Origin of the sequence: Ruminococcus sp. (assembly GCF_024691275.1) — a bacterium.
Lineage (GTDB): Bacteria > Bacillota > Clostridia > Oscillospirales > Ruminococcaceae > Ruminococcus.
Genome location: NZ_JAILNU010000028.1, coordinates 1 through 16,862, shown reverse-complemented (window position 1 = coordinate 16,862; position 16,862 = coordinate 1). Strand labels below are relative to the sequence as shown.

Annotated in this window: 11 protein-coding genes; 7 read left to right on the top strand and 4 right to left on the bottom strand. The window is 45.1% G+C overall.

Annotated features, from left to right (window positions below):
* The first annotated feature begins 103 nt into the window (after positions 1 to 103).
* The 7 genes from K6G33_RS03285 to K6G33_RS03255 all read left to right on the top strand — a co-directional run bounded on the left by K6G33_RS03285 (position 104) and on the right by K6G33_RS03255 (position 10,060).
* Positions 104 to 349: a putative Se/S carrier-like protein gene (locus tag K6G33_RS03285; RefSeq protein WP_367270456.1), complete on the top strand. Its 246-nt coding sequence runs from the start codon at positions 104 to 106 to the stop codon at positions 347 to 349.
* Entirely contained in the window at positions 336 to 1,472 is a 1,137-nt protein-coding gene (locus tag K6G33_RS03280) for an aminotransferase class V-fold PLP-dependent enzyme (RefSeq protein WP_296776243.1), read from the top strand. Before K6G33_RS03285 ends, K6G33_RS03280 begins: the two co-directional genes overlap by 14 nt.
* Positions 1,473 to 1,611: 139 nt before the next feature.
* On the top strand, positions 1,612 to 2,508 hold the full coding sequence (gene cdaA, locus K6G33_RS03275; RefSeq protein ID WP_296776241.1) for a diadenylate cyclase CdaA: 897 nt from the start codon (positions 1,612 to 1,614) through the stop codon (positions 2,506 to 2,508).
* Positions 2,505 to 3,863 carry a hypothetical protein gene (locus K6G33_RS03270; protein WP_296776238.1) on the top strand — a complete coding sequence of 453 codons (1,359 nt, stop codon included), beginning with the start codon at positions 2,505 to 2,507 and terminating at the stop codon, positions 3,861 to 3,863. The genes cdaA and K6G33_RS03270 overlap by 4 nt, the downstream gene beginning before the upstream one ends.
* A gap of 223 nt (positions 3,864 to 4,086) precedes the next feature.
* On the top strand, positions 4,087 to 6,003 hold the full coding sequence (locus tag K6G33_RS03265; RefSeq protein WP_296776236.1) for a DUF5620 domain-containing protein: 1,917 nt from the start codon (positions 4,087 to 4,089) through the stop codon (positions 6,001 to 6,003).
* Between the two features lie 214 nt (positions 6,004 to 6,217).
* Positions 6,218 to 8,416: an Ig-like domain-containing protein gene (locus K6G33_RS03260; protein ID WP_296776234.1), complete on the top strand. Its 2,199-nt coding sequence runs from the start codon at positions 6,218 to 6,220 to the stop codon at positions 8,414 to 8,416.
* Positions 8,417 to 8,926: 510 nt separating this feature from the next.
* Complete coding sequence (locus K6G33_RS03255; protein WP_296776232.1) at positions 8,927 to 10,060, top strand: hypothetical protein; 1,134 nt, start codon at positions 8,927 to 8,929, stop codon at positions 10,058 to 10,060.
* Between the two features lie 252 nt (positions 10,061 to 10,312).
* Here K6G33_RS03255 and K6G33_RS03250 read toward each other — a convergent pair whose 3' ends face one another.
* From K6G33_RS03250 to K6G33_RS03235, 4 genes are all read right to left on the bottom strand, one after another.
* Entirely contained in the window at positions 10,313 to 12,241 is a 1,929-nt protein-coding gene (locus tag K6G33_RS03250; RefSeq protein ID WP_296776230.1) for a cellulase family glycosylhydrolase, read from the bottom strand.
* A gap of 76 nt (positions 12,242 to 12,317) precedes the next feature.
* Positions 12,318 to 14,102, bottom strand: a complete 1,785-nt coding sequence (locus tag K6G33_RS03245; RefSeq protein WP_296776271.1) for a cellulase family glycosylhydrolase — start codon at positions 14,100 to 14,102, stop codon at positions 12,318 to 12,320.
* Positions 14,103 to 14,406: 304 nt separating this feature from the next.
* A complete protein-coding gene (uvrB, locus tag K6G33_RS03240) occupies positions 14,407 to 16,368 on the bottom strand; it encodes an excinuclease ABC subunit UvrB (protein WP_296776228.1) in 1,962 nt (653 codons plus the stop codon).
* A 270-nt stretch (positions 16,369 to 16,638) separates the two neighbouring features.
* On the bottom strand, positions 16,639 to 16,862 hold a 224-nt coding region (locus K6G33_RS03235; RefSeq protein WP_296776227.1), incomplete at its 5' end, for a hypothetical protein.

Sequence of the window (16,862 nt, the reverse complement as noted above, 5' to 3'; positions counted from 1 at the left end):
TTTTTAACAATCACACCCCCTCTATTGTCATTTCCGCTTTCGGCATCATATAATATAGTGTACCGCAGATACTGCTGAACTGCGCAATATACAGCAGCAAGGGGTGATACTTCTGGAAAAATGCATTTTTGATATGCCGTCATACACTTATGCTGTAAAAGCTCAGCGCCTGCTGCGTACACGCGGCTATCCGTGCAGTATTGAACGGCGCGTAAGAAGCTCCGAACGCAGCTGCGGCTATTCGCTCATTCCCGAGACAAACTGCCGCGCCGCAGCAGAACTGCTCAAAAGCTACAATGTTCCCTTTTCGCTGAGGATCGGCGGAGGTGAGGATAATGATAAACTTTGACAATGCGGCAACTACCTTCCCGAAACCGCCTGCCGTTCGCAAAGCCGCTGCCGATGCGATAATGCATTTCGGCGGCAATGCAGGCAGAGGCGGTCACGAACTCGCCATGCGGACATCTGAGGCGCTTTACTCCGCCCGTGAAACTGCCGCTGCCTTTTTCGGCGCAGAACCCGAAAACACCATCTTCACACTCAACTGCACTTACGCTCTGAACATGGCTATACAAGGCGTTATGTCCAACGGCGGTCACCTGATAATAAGCAGCATGGAGCACAACTCGGTTTCCCGTCCCGCTTTTGCACTTGCGGAGAAAAAACAGATCTCGCTCTCTATTGCCGAGGTATTTACAGAACACGAACGCACCGTGGAGAGCTTCCGACGGCTTATCCGCAGCGATACACGCGCCATAGTCTGTACCCTCGCCAGCAATGTCACAGGTCAGCTCCTCCCATACCGTGAGATCGGAGAGCTGTGCCGCAGCAGCGGTATCTGCTTCATTGCAGACGGCGCACAGACCTGCGGCATATATGATATAAAGCTTTCTGACGGTATAAATATCCTCTGCACAGCGGGTCACAAGGGGCTTTACGGCATCACAGGTACAGGACTGCTCGTCACAGACGGCACATATCCCATAAAGCCCATTATACAGGGCGGTACAGGCAGCGATTCCCTTCGCCTGATCCAGCCGTCACTGCTCCCCGACAGTCTCGAAAGCGGCACTCCAAATATTATCGGCGCTGTAACTCTCGGCGCAGGCATACGCTTTGTCAGTTCCTACGGTATGAACAGGATAAGAATGCACGAGAACAAGCTTTGCAGCTATCTGGCTTCAGAGCTGGAAAATATGGGCGGCGTGACCGTTTACCGCGACAGCGCGGCTGAATACGCACCCATAGTCTCTTTCAATATATCTGATATGAGCTCCGAGGAAGCTGCTTCAAGACTGGCAGAACAGGGCTTCTGTCTGAGGGCAGGCTATCATTGCGCTGCCCTCGCACACGCTACCCTCGGCACTAAAGGCGGCACAGTGCGCTTTGCGCCCTCGGTTTTCAATACCGAGGCTGAAGTAAAAAAATTTGTATCTTTTGTTAAGACATTGAAAAATTTACAAAATTCTTAAAATACTATTGAAATTATCTGAATTTGTGGTACAATAGTATATGCAGGTATTGCGCAGTCAGCTTCGAGGACAAACGTCCTCATACATAAACAGATATATAAAAATAATATGTGTAAGTTTTCCCCGAGGGGGTGCATTAATGTCAAAATTCAGTATCCAGGATATAGAGAATGTTTTCAACGCATTTCTCAGCGTCATAAGTACTTTCGAGTTAATCGACATAATTGATGTTTTTATCCTGACTTATGTAATATATTTAATTCTGAAACTTATCCGCGAGACCCGCGCCGGTCAGCTCGTCAAGGGCATCTTTTTCCTTGTTGCCGGCTATTTCATAAGTGGTGCGATCGGTCTCAATGTTATAAATTACATACTCGGCAAGGCTCTCGGCATGGGAGTCCTCGCCATGATAGTCCTGTTCCAGCCTGAGCTCAGACGCGCTCTCGAAAAAGCCGGCCGTACCAAATTCGGTATACGGCTTTTCGGTCTCGGTCAGAATTCCGACGAACTCATGCAGCTGTGGAAGCCCGCTATTGAGTCGATCTGTGATTCCTGCGTGGAGCTTTCCGCCACCTGTACGGGCGCTCTGATAGTTGTGGAACGTCAGGTTCGACTGGGCGAACAGATCGAAACAGGTACTCTGCTCAACGCAAGACCCAGCAAGGAGATATTCGGTAATATATTCTACCCTAAAACTCCCCTGCACGACGGTGCGGTCATTATGCGTGACGGTATCATCCTTGCAGCAGCCTGTTTCCTGCCTAAGCCGCAAAAGGACGCATTCATCAATAAGAAGCTCGGCTCACGCCACAGAGCTGCTATCGGTATGAGCGAGAATTCAGATGCGATCGTTATCGTCGTATCAGAAGAAACAGGTCAGATCTCCGTGGCTCTAAACGGCGAACTCACCCGCGATTATACTCACGACAGGCTTAAAGCCCTGCTCGAAGACAAGATCTTCAACGACAGGACCGAAATTGCCATCGGAAGAAGAAAGTCCCTTTCTTCAGTATCTGAAGGGGAGGAGAAAAAGTGATCTTTCTTAAAAAAATTGTAAAACGCAATATCAAAGAGGCTAAAACAAACCTCATGCTCCTCGTCATCGCATTTATTTGCGCTATTGCAAGCTGGCTTATTATTGCGATGACCATTTATCCCTTCGTATCAAAGACCGTTACGGATATTCCCATATCCTTCGATACTATCGGTACATCTGCCGCAGATAACGGACTGTCGCCTATATTCAAGAGCACAGACCATGTCAGCGTCAGCTTTGATTGCAGCAGAACTGCCTCAAGTCAGCTCAATAACGCAACTATCAAGGCGTATGTGGACTTCGACAACGTGACCACCGCCGGCAAAAGACCTTTCAGTATCAGAATAGAGGGGCCAAACGGTGTTACTATGTCAAATGTCGTCGTTCACCCTTCAACTGTTACTGTCGAGCTCGACCAGTTCTCGCGCAAGGAGTTCACACTTGAAGCAAAATATCCCAATATCACCTCTGCCGACGGCACTATGCTGAGCGATTCAGAGGTCACCTGTACTCCTGCTGTGGTATCAGTATACGGTCCGTCTTCACAGCTCGCAAAGATCGACAAATGCTACGCTGTATGTGAAAAATCAGAGGTTATCAATTCCACCAAAAATTTCACAAGCGAAAAATACGAGCTCCTGTATGAGGACGGTACAACTGTCGATCTTTCGGAAAAATCTCATATCAAGATTGAGAATTCCTCGATAGTCAGCATATATGTACCTGTACTCACTCTGAAGACAGTACACCTTAAACCGCTGATAATGGGAGCTCCGTCCAATTTCGACACAAGCTGTCTGGACTACACCGTAACTCCCGATACAGTAACTATCGCGGCAAAGACCTCCGATACAAATCTCACCGATCCTCTTGAATTCAAGGTCGCTCTCAGCTCTCTCGATATCGGCTATTCTCAGGACTACGACCTGAACGCTCTGCTCTCTGCAAGCAATGTTGTGAATATCTCCGATATCTCAACGTTCAACTTCAAGCTCAACAGCGATAACCTCGATTCAAAGGAGATCGTGCTCACCAAAGATGATATCAGCTTCCTCAATGTTCCAAACGATAACTACGACTATACTCTCATGACAGACAGGCTCGTGGTAAAGCTCATAGGTCCAAAGGGCGAGGCTTTCGATGCCATTACTGCAAAGGATATCTCGGCTGTCGTCGATTTCCTCGGCGCTGATGTTTCTATGAACCAGTACCAGTACGATGTAAAGATATCCTGCAACACCTCCAACAATGTTTGGGAAGTTACAAATCCAAAGGTCAATGTCAAGAAGGCCCTTAAAGAAGGCTATACTACCTCGGCTAACGTTTCTTCCACAAAAACTACAAATACAAACTGACAAGGGTTCCGCTGTACAATTAGTGCAGCGGAACTTTTATTATACTACAAGTTATACACTTATAAATATATACAAATAATTTACAATATATGAATTTTTTATGCCGTTTTTTACCAGTTGTTAACAGAATGGTAACATTCACCGATTGCAAATGTGATATAATGTGCGTGTACAAACACATTTTGCACATTTTTTTTATTTTACTTTGAAAGGATGATACTCAATGAAACAACTTCTCACCAACCGCGTAAAAGCATCTGTTGTAAGCCTCGCTATGGCAGCTTCAGCGATCCCCCTCTGTACTGTTCCCGTAAACGCAGCTACTCCCTCAGGAATGATCGTTCAGGCTGAAAACGTCGGTCTTTCCCAGACCATGAAGGTCGACTCCGTTTACAAGGGCACTTTCCCTACAGACGGTGCAGACTCCGTTACCTTCAAACTCAGCACCAGCTATTCGGGTCAGAGCTTTTCTTACGGCTTCGGCTGCTCAACAGCTGACTCCCCCTACTGGCTGGAACTGGATAAGAGCGGCAAATGGATGGAAGGCGGCGCAGGCTCAAAGGTCGAAGGTACAGCCTGCAAACTGGACAAAGCTACAAGCGAGATCACGATCGACCTGAAAAAAGCAGGCATCAAGCCAGGCGGAAGCTTCGAGTTCAGATGCTACTATTCGGCTCACTGGGACAACTCAAAGGGAGATATGGTAAATAACTCCGTAACACTGACAGGCGTTGACTTCTCAGGCGGCAGCTCATCATCAGACGGCCCTTCACTCTCCTCCAAGAACAAGAAAAGCGGTTCATGGAGCTTCAAGGACAACAAGGACGGTACTGCTACTATATCCTCTACTGTATCAAAACAGCTCGACGAACTCGACTATAAACTCACAGTGGGCTACGATGAGGATTACTACGCAGGCAAGGGCGTAGAGCCTGACAAAGACGATCCCATAAACAGCCACAAGTTCAAGTATTCCGACTTCGGCATTTCCGAAACAAAAGATATTACTATCGAATCCCTTTACGTGGTGGTGGAATCAGATTTCGACGTTGACAAATTCATGTACGGCTGCGGAACCAACGTTGCGGAAGGCTCTCCTGCCGATACAGAATACGCCAAGAGAGGTATCATCAAGGGCAAGGACAAGGCAGGTTACTGGTACAACGAAATGGGCGAGGAATCACGCGAAGAATTTGAAGAACAGGGCGTTGAATTCGGACTCAAGAGCATCGGCGAGGGTACAACACTCGAAGGCGCCGGAAAGTATATCGAATGCCTCTGGGACGTTCCCGCTGATGTCCAGAAGTATCAGACCACAGGCGCAGGAGATTCTATCGGCTTCCAGTTCTGGTATGGCACTAAGGACGCTGCAAAATATACCGAGATAACCGAAAAAGATCCGCTTACCATTACAAGCGCTGTACTTACATATACTATCACGAAAACAATACCTTATACCGGTTCTACAAAGACATCTGTCGGTAAGTCTCTCGACTGCACCGCTTCATCAGACTCAAAGAAGAACCTTGAAGTTGATTATTCCGACCTCGACATAAAATCAAATATGAAGGTATACGCTATCCGCTTCGATGTATCCGCTAAAAAGGACATCAAGAAGCTCGTTTACGGTACAGGTACGGGTACTACCAAAGTCGTTAATGATTACTGGTATCAGGAGCCTGTGAACTCAGTTGTCCTCGAAGCAGGCAAAAAAGCTGAGATCATGTGGGTGCTTCCTAATGAAGTTGTCGGCGATTCACCTGCGAAAAACTGCGCAAATCCTGACGGAAAGATCGTATTCGGCTATTATTACGGCGAGTCAGACGCTATTACTGTAGACAATGTAGAGGTCTATTACTACGAGGAAGAAGAACCTTCACTCCCCGAGGTCACATTATGGGGCGACGCAAACTGTGATAACGGCGTTGACCTCAGCGATGCGGTTATTATCATGCAGAGCCTTGCAAATCCTAACAAATACGGTTTGAACGGCACTGATTTAAAACATATCACTTTACAGGGTACTGTCAACGGAGATGTATGTGAAAACGGCAACGGTATCACTTCTGCCGATGCATCATCTATTCAGAGAAAGCTTCTCGGACTCATTCCTTCACTTCCTGAGTCCTATAAAAAGTAATTTTTTTCAGGAGCTGCCTTAAACAGGCAGCTCTTTTTATGAGAACCGACAAAAAATGTTAATAAAATTGTAACTTTGGAAATATCATATTTCATTACCAAGCTTCTTGTGATATAATGTATATTGTACTTCCATATTTAATGGCAAGGCTCAACAATATATATCTATGCAGTTTATTAAACTGCAAAAACATTATTAATAGAAGGAGAAAGAAATGAGGAAAAAAAAGATTTTAGCATCTTTGCTGTCTTTTGCGATCTGTGCAGGAACTTTCCCTGTTTCAACCGCTTCGGCAGCGCTCGGTCAAAAAATGCTAACCATTTCTGACGTAAACACATCAGCCGCCGAAAATTCGGCAATACCTGTCAAGGTCGCTGCAACCACAACTACATCCGCAGCTCCAAAGACAACGACTACCACAAAGGCTGCGACAACTACGAAGGCTGCGACTACTGTAAAAACAGCAACTACCACAAAAGCTGCCGCATCGACTACAGTCGTCACCACAACTTCTTCACAGCCGTCCGTTCTTACTATAAAGCTCGGCGACCTGAACAATGACGGCTTCATTGATTCAAATGATGCTTCGACCGTACTGGCAGCATATGCAAAATCAGCAAGTGACAAGGATTCAGGGCTTTCCGCTTTGCAGTCAGTCGCTGCCGATGTAAACGAAGACGGTAAAATTGATTCGGTCGATGCCTCAAATATCCTTGCTTACTACGCTTATCTTTCAACTAACGGCACATTGAGTCTCAAGGAATTCATGCAGAAAGGCAAGGACCCGGCTTCACAAACTACAGGTACACAAACAACTTCTACTGCAAAGACTACTACAACTACTACAAAACCTGTGACCTCAACCGTCGCTCCTAAGACAACTACTACAAAATCAGCCACAACTTCAACTACAACAACTGCTAAACTCACTACCACAACTACTACAACATTAGCTCCTGCTCCACTTACTACTACGACTTCTACGACGTTAGCTCCTGCTCCACTTACTACTACGACTTCCACAACGTTAGCTCCTGCTCCACTTACTACGACTTCCACAACGTTAGCTCCTGCTCCACTTACTACTACAACTACTACAAATTATGTTGACCCGTACAAGGTAAGCTCTATTAAACTGGACAAGACCTCGATGGCACTTACAGCAGGCGGCAGCGGTGATATAGCAAACGTTACTATGTATCCGAGAACTGCTCTTAATCAGAACGAAAGCTGGACAAGCTCCGATACAAGGATCGCTACCGTAAACTACGAAGGCTGGGTAACTCCTCTTGCCGAGGGCGTTTGCACCATAAGAGTTACAAGCGTTGACAATCCGAATGTATACGCTGATATCAAGGTAACAGTTACCGATCCAAACAAGATAACAGAAATCAAACTTTCAAAATATGAGATCAATGTCCCTGTAGGCGGCGGCGATATATCTATCGTTAATATGCTCCCTGCTACCTCAACACAAAAGGGCGAAATATGGCAGTCATCTAATCCTAATATCGCAACAGTCAACAGCGAAGGCTGGATAACAGGTATCTCACCGGGTGTTTGTACTGTAACGGTCTACAGCAAACACACTCCGTCAGTATATGCATCTATCAAGGTCACAGTTACAGGCACCGATCCTAACAAAATAACCGATATAAAGCTCTCAAAGTATGAAGTGAATATCCCTGTAGGCGGAAATGATATTTCCTATGTGACCATGCTCCCTGCCACTTCAACACAAAAGGGCGAGATATGGCAGTCATCTAATGCTAATATAGCAACAGTCAACAGCGAAGGCTGGATAACAGGTATCTCACCTGGAGTTTGCACCATAACCGTTTACAGCAAATATACTCCTACAGTATATGCATCAATAAAAGTAACCGTTTCTGCTGTTGCTGACCCTTACGCAATTACGAATATTAGTCTTTCAAAATATGAAACGACCATTCCTGTGGGCGGAAGCGATATGGCTTACGTAACTATGTTCCCTGCTACATCTCCTTACAAGGGCGAGTTGTGGAGATCATCAAATCCGAATATCGCAGTAGTTGATGAAGAGGGTCTTATCACAGGAATCTCACCGGGAGTATGCACCATAACCGTTTACAGCGCACATAATCCAAATGTGTATGCATCAATCAAAGTTAACGTTTCAGACGTAACAGGTATCATTCTTACAAAGTATTCAATGGTCCTTTCTATTGGCGAGCTGGACCAGGCTTTAGTAACAATGCTGCCTACAACCGCTATTAACCAGAACGAGATATGGAAGAGCTCCAACCCCGCTATTGCAAAATGTGATTCCTACGGCTGGGTAAAGGGCGTATCACCCGGAAGATGCACTATCACTGTTACCAGCGTATCAAATCCTAATGTATGGGCTGATATTGATGTAACAGTCGTCGGCTGACACAAATACTACATAAAAGCTGCCGCAGTTTTACGGCAGCTTTTTTATATCAAAAGCAGCCGTCAGGAGCTCCGCCATATGTCGGGAAGCTATCCGCGGGAGCTTTGCTCCACCTCCTGACGACGTTGCACATATTGCCGCTTACATTATATTATGCAGAAAATACAAAAAAGTACAAAGAAAATTCTTACAGTAACTCTTGTCAACAATATGTAACCTATTTAACACATTCCGTAAGCATTTAATACCCAAACTGTATTCAAACCGAAACGGCTCTGTTATTGCAAATATTACCATTCTGAGATATAATATAGTCAGTAAAGGAAATAAAAAAGAATTCAACTTCATTGTTTCTCACTAAGCGTCGATCATACCTCCCGACGCTCCCCCCCGCGGTGACGCACACCACCGCTCATGAACACACCTTTCGGAAAAGAGAATGACCGCTGGCGCAATAGTGTCGGCGGTTCTCTTTTAAGTATACTAAAAATTTAAAGAAGGATACGTATTATGAAAAAACATACTCACAAGTTTATCATTATTTTAATCGTCGTTGTAATTGCTGCTGTTTATTCTCTTGTATCTCCACCAAAAGCAAGTTTTTATATAGAAAGCGGTAACGTATTTTTTGTTAATAACAGTTATATATACACTGATGGAAATAAAATATGCCAAATGAATAATAACAATGATGTAGAAGTAATATACCAGTCAGAAGATTGTTATTCAATATATTGCGATGATGAATATATCTATGCTGTTGAATATATTAATGATGACCTTAATCCTTATATCGTAAAGCTTGATAAAAAAGGCAGTATTCTTAACAAAGTACATCAAAAAATAGAATCAGATTCTTATGGCGATAAAAGAGGATATAAACACAGAATGTCCATAAAAGCTATTATAGATGGCCGTATATATGCTATAGGCGACCATGAAGGCGAAACATATCTTTTCGACAAAAACAGTCTTGATCCGATTGAATTAAAATTAGATAACGGGAAAAAAATAAATGGCGATTTAATGGTATCTGAAGCAGATGATATGTATTATTTCTATTATTGCAATAATAAGAAAGAAATACAAATTGAATCTATTGTAAAAGATGATATCATTTATAAATTTAGGGGGATATGGGGCGGTAATTATTGCAATGGTAAATATTTTATAAATGATAGTCAGTTGTCTGATTTTCTAACGTATGACTTGAAATCAGGAAATATCGAAAGAAAAGAAGATTATTTTGAGCAAAGTAAGGCGAATGGTTTCATAATTACTTCTAATAAAATAGAGTCAAATAGAATTATAATTACATCAAATTCGCATACACGATTAATTGATAAAGATTACTATAAGATGCATGATTGTATTAGTATAATAGATGCTGATACAACTAATATTGTTTCAGAACACTTATTTCATTTAAAAGAACAAATAATATATGCTGATATGGAAAAAGTTGTGACTTATTATCATGGAAAGTATATAACTTATTCTGTAAAAGACTGGAAAAAGCTTAATTCGCAGAAAGCTCCTGAAATCAAGAAAAACGGAAAATATTCATTTGATACCTGTGGTGATTATATCTTTGTATTTGATGACGATACTGGTAAGCTTCTCAATAAGATATCCATTGAATGATCCGCAATTTCTCATACTAAAAATTTTTCAGAAAAAATCTGATTTTTATGTCACAAAATCCTCAGCTGATACGTTTATATAAATAGTGATGCTTTTTCATAATATTCTCTTATATAACACACAAAGCGGCAACTCCAAAATAAAGGAGCTGCCGCTTTGTATTTTTTGCAAACGGAAAGCCTGTACTGTGATGCTCTCACAATACAGGCTTAGTTTTTTATGAATGACCGAGATAAAAGATCGCTTCAGCTCTTACTTAGATGTTCCAGGAACAAGCGTTTCTACCTTATGGAGCAGATACTCCTGTATACGGAGAGAATCTCCTGCTGTGATTCCCACTGACTGTTTGTCAACGTCACCGTTTAAAAGTCCCTGTGCTGTGATATGAGACTTTTCAGTGCCGTTCAAGCCGTATTTATTAGGATTAGCAAGGCTCTGCATGATGATTACAACGTCAGACATATCTACATTGCTGTCGCAGTTAGCGTCGCCCCAGACGATCTCGCCAACAGGCTCTGATGTAGTAGTTGTTACCTTAGGTGTGGCAGTTGTTGTCTGCTTGCTTGTGGTCGAAGTTGTTGTAACAGGCTTTGTGGTAGTTGTTGTAGTCTTGTCAACTATAACAGGCTCACCGCCGCCTGCCTTGCCGCCGTCGAGGTTGCTCTTAGCACCTGAGCTGTAAAAGCCGTTGAGTGAGAGACCGTTGTCTCCAAGAGCTACCTGATGATCGAGACCTATGTACTTTCCTGCATCTGTCTGCCACAGCGACTCCTCAAAGAGCGAGTACTTATTATCGTCCCAGTTCATGAATGTAGGATCGAGAAGTCCGCCTGTATCGCCTGAGTTAGGATTGAGACACCAGAATGTATGGTTGATATGATTGTCTATCATATAATCACGGATAAGCTCCATCCACTTCTGGTTCTTGCCCTTGTCCATATGACCGCCCCACTCACCGATGAGGAGAGGTGCGATATTTTCTTTGTTGATGTAAGCCCATGTTTCGGTCCAATAGTCGTCAAGGAGAGTCTGTGTTGTGAAGTCCTTTTTGAACCATGTCTGCGCAAATACTGACGGGCCGTAATCATGAGGAGAGTATACTATCTGACCTGATTCGGGAAGAACAGGAAGATCCCTTACGCCTCTGAGGTTTCCGCCCCACCATGCGCCATACCACTTCTCCTCACCCGGCTCAGGCTGGAACTTGTCAGTATCGTTCCATGTGTAGCCCCTGTTAAACATAGGAGACTGCTCGATACCTTCGATAAGGATAAGAGCATGAGGATTTACAGCAAGGATCGACTTTGCACACTCCTCTGAGGAGTACTTCCAGTTGTTCTTGTCTGTGGAATCGTCCCACTTAGCCATGTTTGCAGGGCATTCTGTTCCGTTATAGCCGCGCTTGCCGTGAGGCTCGTTCTTGAGGTCGTATGCGAGGATAGTATCATCATTTGCGTATTTCTTTGCAAGCCATGTGATAGAATCCTTCCAGTCGTCCCATGTGATCTTCTTCTTTGAGAAGTGACCTGTAGCCATACCGTCGCAGTCCTCGGCTGTCGGCTCGTAATACCAGAGATTATAGTTATGACCCGAATTGTGTGAAGCAGGGCTGTGAACGTCGATAAGTGCCTTGATACCGTACTTCTTGCACTTCTGCATGATAACGTCGAATATAGCCATCGAGTCCTTCAGAGTCTTTCCGTCTTCCTCAACGAATTCCCTGTTGATATTGCCGTACTTGCCTGCGGGAGTAACAGTTCCGTCCTCACCTACCTCGTCCTTTGGAGGGTTATAGCTTGCCTGAACAGAGCTTACAGGAAGCGGAGAGCCGTCCATCCATGAGAGCAGGAGCTCTGTAGAAATTGGGAAACGGATAATGTTGATACCGTGATCCGCAACACTCTTGAGAAGATCGTCCACATCTCTTGCATAGAGACCGTGAGGAACGTTTTCAGTACAGTTGAGTCCGAACCAGTTTGCACCTGTCAACCATACTTCATTTCCGTTCATGTCGTAAAGGCGGCTTCCCTTTGCGTGGAGCCAGTCATCGTTGCAATCATCGGCAGCAACTGCTTTTCCGAGCGAATCGGGTCTGACCGACGATGTGTAGTAAGCAGCACTTGTGAACGTCAGTGCTGCGGCAGCAGTAACAGCTGCCACTGAGCGTAAAAGTTTTTTCATTTGATTTCCCTCTCAAAATATATTTTTGCTGCGCAGCACCAACGGCACTGCGCAGTCAAATACTTATATCAAATTTTTATTTTATAGGAAGTGTCTTGTGTATTCCGAGCAGGTAAAGCTGGATAGCAAGAGCATCTTCTGTAGTAAGACCATTGTTTCCGACAACATCGGCATTTTTCACGCCCTGCTCCTTCAGACAGTTCTCGTCGCTTCCGTTCAGACTGTATTTATTAGGATTTGCAAGGGACTGCATGATGAGCACAACGTCTGCCATATCGACCTTGCCGTCACAGTTAGAATCTCCATACACTCTATTACTGACATCTACTGTTGTAGTAACTGTAGTAGTTGTCTTTGAAGTCGTTGTAGTCTTTGAAGTAGTAGTTGTTGTTGTGACCTTCTTTGAAGTAGTGGAAGTTGTCTCAGCAGGAGTATCCGAATTTATAGGCTTGCCGTCTGAAGTCTTGCCGCCGTCGAGGTTGCTTCCCTCAGATGAAGCATACTTTGAATAGAACTCATTGAGCGAGATACCGTTCTTGCCGAGTGCTACCTGATGATCGAGACCGATATACTTTCCGCTGGTCTTGGTCTGCCAGAGAGCTTTCTCAAAGAGCTCGTACTTTGGCTCGTTCCACTTGATAGTTGTTCCCGAACTCTGTGTGAAGCCGAGGCTGTCCCAGAGTCCGCCTGTATCACCTGAGTTTGTATTGAGGCACCAGAAGGTGTGGTTGATATGATGTTTTATCATATAATCACGGAGAAGTGTCATCCACTTGAGGTTGTCGCCTTCCATATGACCGCCCCACTCGCCGATGAGCTCAGGGCCGATCTCCTCTGCATTTATGTAAGCCCATGTTTCGTACCAGTAGTCGTCAAGGAGAGTCTTCTCTGTGAAGTCCTTGGCGAACCATGTCTGAGCAAATACCGACGGACCGTAGTCATGAGGTGAGTATACTATCTGCGAAGTACCCTGCTTAGGCTTGATAGGATACTTTCTTGCGCCGCGGAAGTTTCCGCCCCACCATGCACCGATATAAGGTGAATCTACCTTTCTGTCAGGCATACCCCAGTAGTCGCCTTCCTGAGCGCCGCTCATGGACTGCTCAACACCTTCAACGAGGATAAGAGCATGAGGATTTACATCGAGGATAGCTTCTGCACACTTTGTAGCTGCATAAGCCCAGTTGTTCTCGTCCTTTGAACCGTCCCACTTTGCAGCTGCCTCACCTTCCTGACCCTTGCCGTGAGGCTCATTCTTGAGGTCGTAGCCGATGAGAGTATCATCGTTCTTATACTTGTCAGCGAGCCATACCAGTGAATCTATCCATACCTCCGTAGTAACGCCTGCTTTGCCGTACCAGAGGTTGTAGTTGTGACCCGAATTGTCTGTATGCGGGCTGTGAATGTCGATAAATGCCTTGATACCGTGCTCCTTGCACTTCTTCATCATGATATCGAATACCTGCATACTGTCAACAGGAGTTTTTCCGTCCTCCTGACAGAAGTCTGCATTGATCTTATATGCAGGATCTGTGTTGCATGAGAAGCTGCTTACCTTGTTTGGCTCGCCTTTCATCCACGAAACAATGAGCTCGGTAGCGATAGGGAAACGGATCACGTTGATACCGCGGTCAGCTATCTCAGTAAGACAGTCGTCAGCATCAGCAGACCACAGATAGTGCGGACAGTTTTCGGAACAGTTGAAGCCGAACCAGTTTGCACCTGTGAGCCATACCTCATTGCCGTTCATGTCATAGAGACGGCTTCCCTTTGCATGGAGCCAGTCGTCGTTGTTGGTATCGACAGCATTTGCTGTCATCAGTGTGGTTGTCTGGCTGATACAGGGTGCTGCTCCTGTCATAGCCAGTGCCGCAGCGGAAATAAGCGCTGCAACAGAGCGTGTGAACTTTTTCATTTTAAATTACCCCTCTCATGTACATTTACAGTGTACTATAATTAACAACATTGTATCATTTCAACAATGAAATGTCAATAGTTTTCGGCTCAATATATCATAATGTGCATATTCGATAACTAATATTTACAAAAATTGCTGATAATCTGTAACAAGCTATACTTTCCCTAAGTATATAATCGCTTAATATAAGCAAAAACAGACATATTCACCCAAATTCTGAAATATTTAAACCAAAATGCACAAAGCATCATTTCTCCTGAAGCTCCTTTATCTTGTCGCGGAGATATGCTGCGTGTTCAAATTCAAGCAGCTTTGCCGCGTTTTTCATCTCCACAGTGAGCTTATCTATAAGACGCTGCTTCTCGGCAGCAGTCATTTTCTTCTTTTTCGTCTTCTCCTCAAGATTCTTCTTGGAGGTTATTTCAAGTACATCGCGTACTTCCTTGATTATTGTCTTCGGAACTATGCCATGCTCCTCGTTGAACGCCATTTGCAATGAACGTCGGCGCTCGGTCTCGGTAATAGCCCTCTCCATAGAGCCCGTTACCGTATCCGCGTACATTATTACCTGTCCCTGTGCATTTCTCGCTGCTCTTCCTATTGTCTGTATCAGTGAAGTCTCACTTCTCAGGAAACCTTCCTTGTCTGCGTCAAGTATAGCGATAAGACTTACCTCGGGGATATCAAGTCCCTCACGGAGAAGATTGATTCCCACAAGCACATCGAATACTCCCTCTCGCAAGTCCTTGATTATCTCCATACGCTCGATCGTGTCGATATCATGGTGCAGATACCGCAACTTTACGCCCAGCTTCTCATAGTATGAAGTAAGATCTTCAGCCATTTTCTTTGTAAGAGTAGTCACCAGTACTCGCTCATGACGCTCAACGCGCTCATTGATCTCCGAGAGAAGGTCGTCCACCTGTCCAAGTGTGGGCTTCACGATTATCTCTGGGTCAACAAGTCCCGTAGGACGTATAACCTGCTCAACGATAGTATCCGTCTTTTCGCGCTCTATCTGCCCCGGAGTTGCACTGACGTATATCGCCTGATGGATATGCTCGTTGAACTCGTCAAAGTTCAGCGGACGGTTGTCCATTGCGCTTGGCAGTCTGAAACCGTAGTCAACAAGGGTGGTCTTTCTTGCGCGGTCGCCTGCGTACATGGCGCGTACCTGTGGCAGAGTAACATGGCTTTCGTCAACTATCAGAAGGAAGTCTTTCGGAAAGTGATCCATAAGCGTCAGCGGAGTACTTCCTGCGGGTCTTCCTGCAAGTACACGGGAGTAGTTCTCAACGCCGCTGCAATAGCCCACTTCACGGAGCATCTCCATGTCGTAGTGCGTGCGCTGCTCGATACGCTGAGCCTCTATGAGCTTGTTGTTCTGCTGAAAGTAGTCTATGCGATCAGCGAGTTCGCGGTCAAGCTCCGTAAGAGCTGCTTCAAGCTTGTCATCGCCAACAACATAGTGAGATGCAGGAAAAATAGCCGCATGAGAGACTACCGCCCTGACCTCCCCTGTTACAACGTTCACCTCGGATATGCGGTCTATCTCGTCGCCGAAGTATTCAACACGTACTGCCGTATCTGTTGACATTGCAGGGAAGATCTCCACAACATCGCCGCGTACTCTGAACCTGTTACGCTCAAATGCAATATCGTTTCTCTCGTAGCGTATCTTCACAAGCTCCTCAATGAGCTGGTCACGGGGCTTTTCTGCTCCCTGACGTATGGAAACGCACATGGAGCGATATTCCTCAGGACTTCCGAGAGAGTAAATGCACGAAACGCTGGCAACTATGATAACATCTCTGCGCTCAGCAAGTGCAGTTGTAGCAGAGTGGCGGAGCTTGTCTATCTCGTCATTTATGGAGGAGTCCTTTTCGATATAGCTGTCCGTGCTTGGCACGTAGGCTTCAGGCTGATAGTAGTCGTAGTAGGATACGAAGTACTCCACGGCATTCTCAGGGAAGAACTCGCGGAACTCCGAACAGAGCTGCGCCGCAAGTATCTTGTTGTGAGCGAGTACAAGGGTCGGCTTGTTCACACGGGCAATAACGTTCGCCATGGTGAAGGTCTTTCCCGAACCTGTAACACCAAGAAGTATCTGCTCCTTTTTGCCTGACTGTATACCGTTTACCAGCTTGTCGATAGCCTGGGGCTGGTCGCCTGCGGGAGCGTAGTTTGAGCATAGCTTGAAGTGATCCATATAATTACCTTTCTGAAAAAAGTGATTGAACGTATGAAAGGGATTCCAAAGGGACTGTGTTCCTTTGGCGGAGTCCAGAGGCAGAGTCTCTGGCAGGTTTGGGCAGAGCCCAAAATACGTAAGGCGCATCGCAAGGAGTGAATTCAAAAACAGTCCGGTGAACTGTTTTTGAAGAGGGGACGCCTTGTAAGAGAAGGCGTCCCCTTGATAGTATCGAATAATTTTTTGTGTAGGGGCGATGCCCACATCGCCCCGTAAATATACATTAATTTAGCCGTAATAGTCAGCCATATCTGAAAAGATATTTTCCAGTCTGCCGCTTAACCTGAAATAGGCATACACCGCACAGCCGAGTATCAGACTTATCAGTACCCCATAAACGAGCCTTATCTCATATATCCTTGAAAAAAAGCCTTCTTCTTTGTAATAAAAGAATCTCTTTTCCTTGATCTGTGATTTTCTATGATCGTTTATTATACGCCTTACAAGAAGGA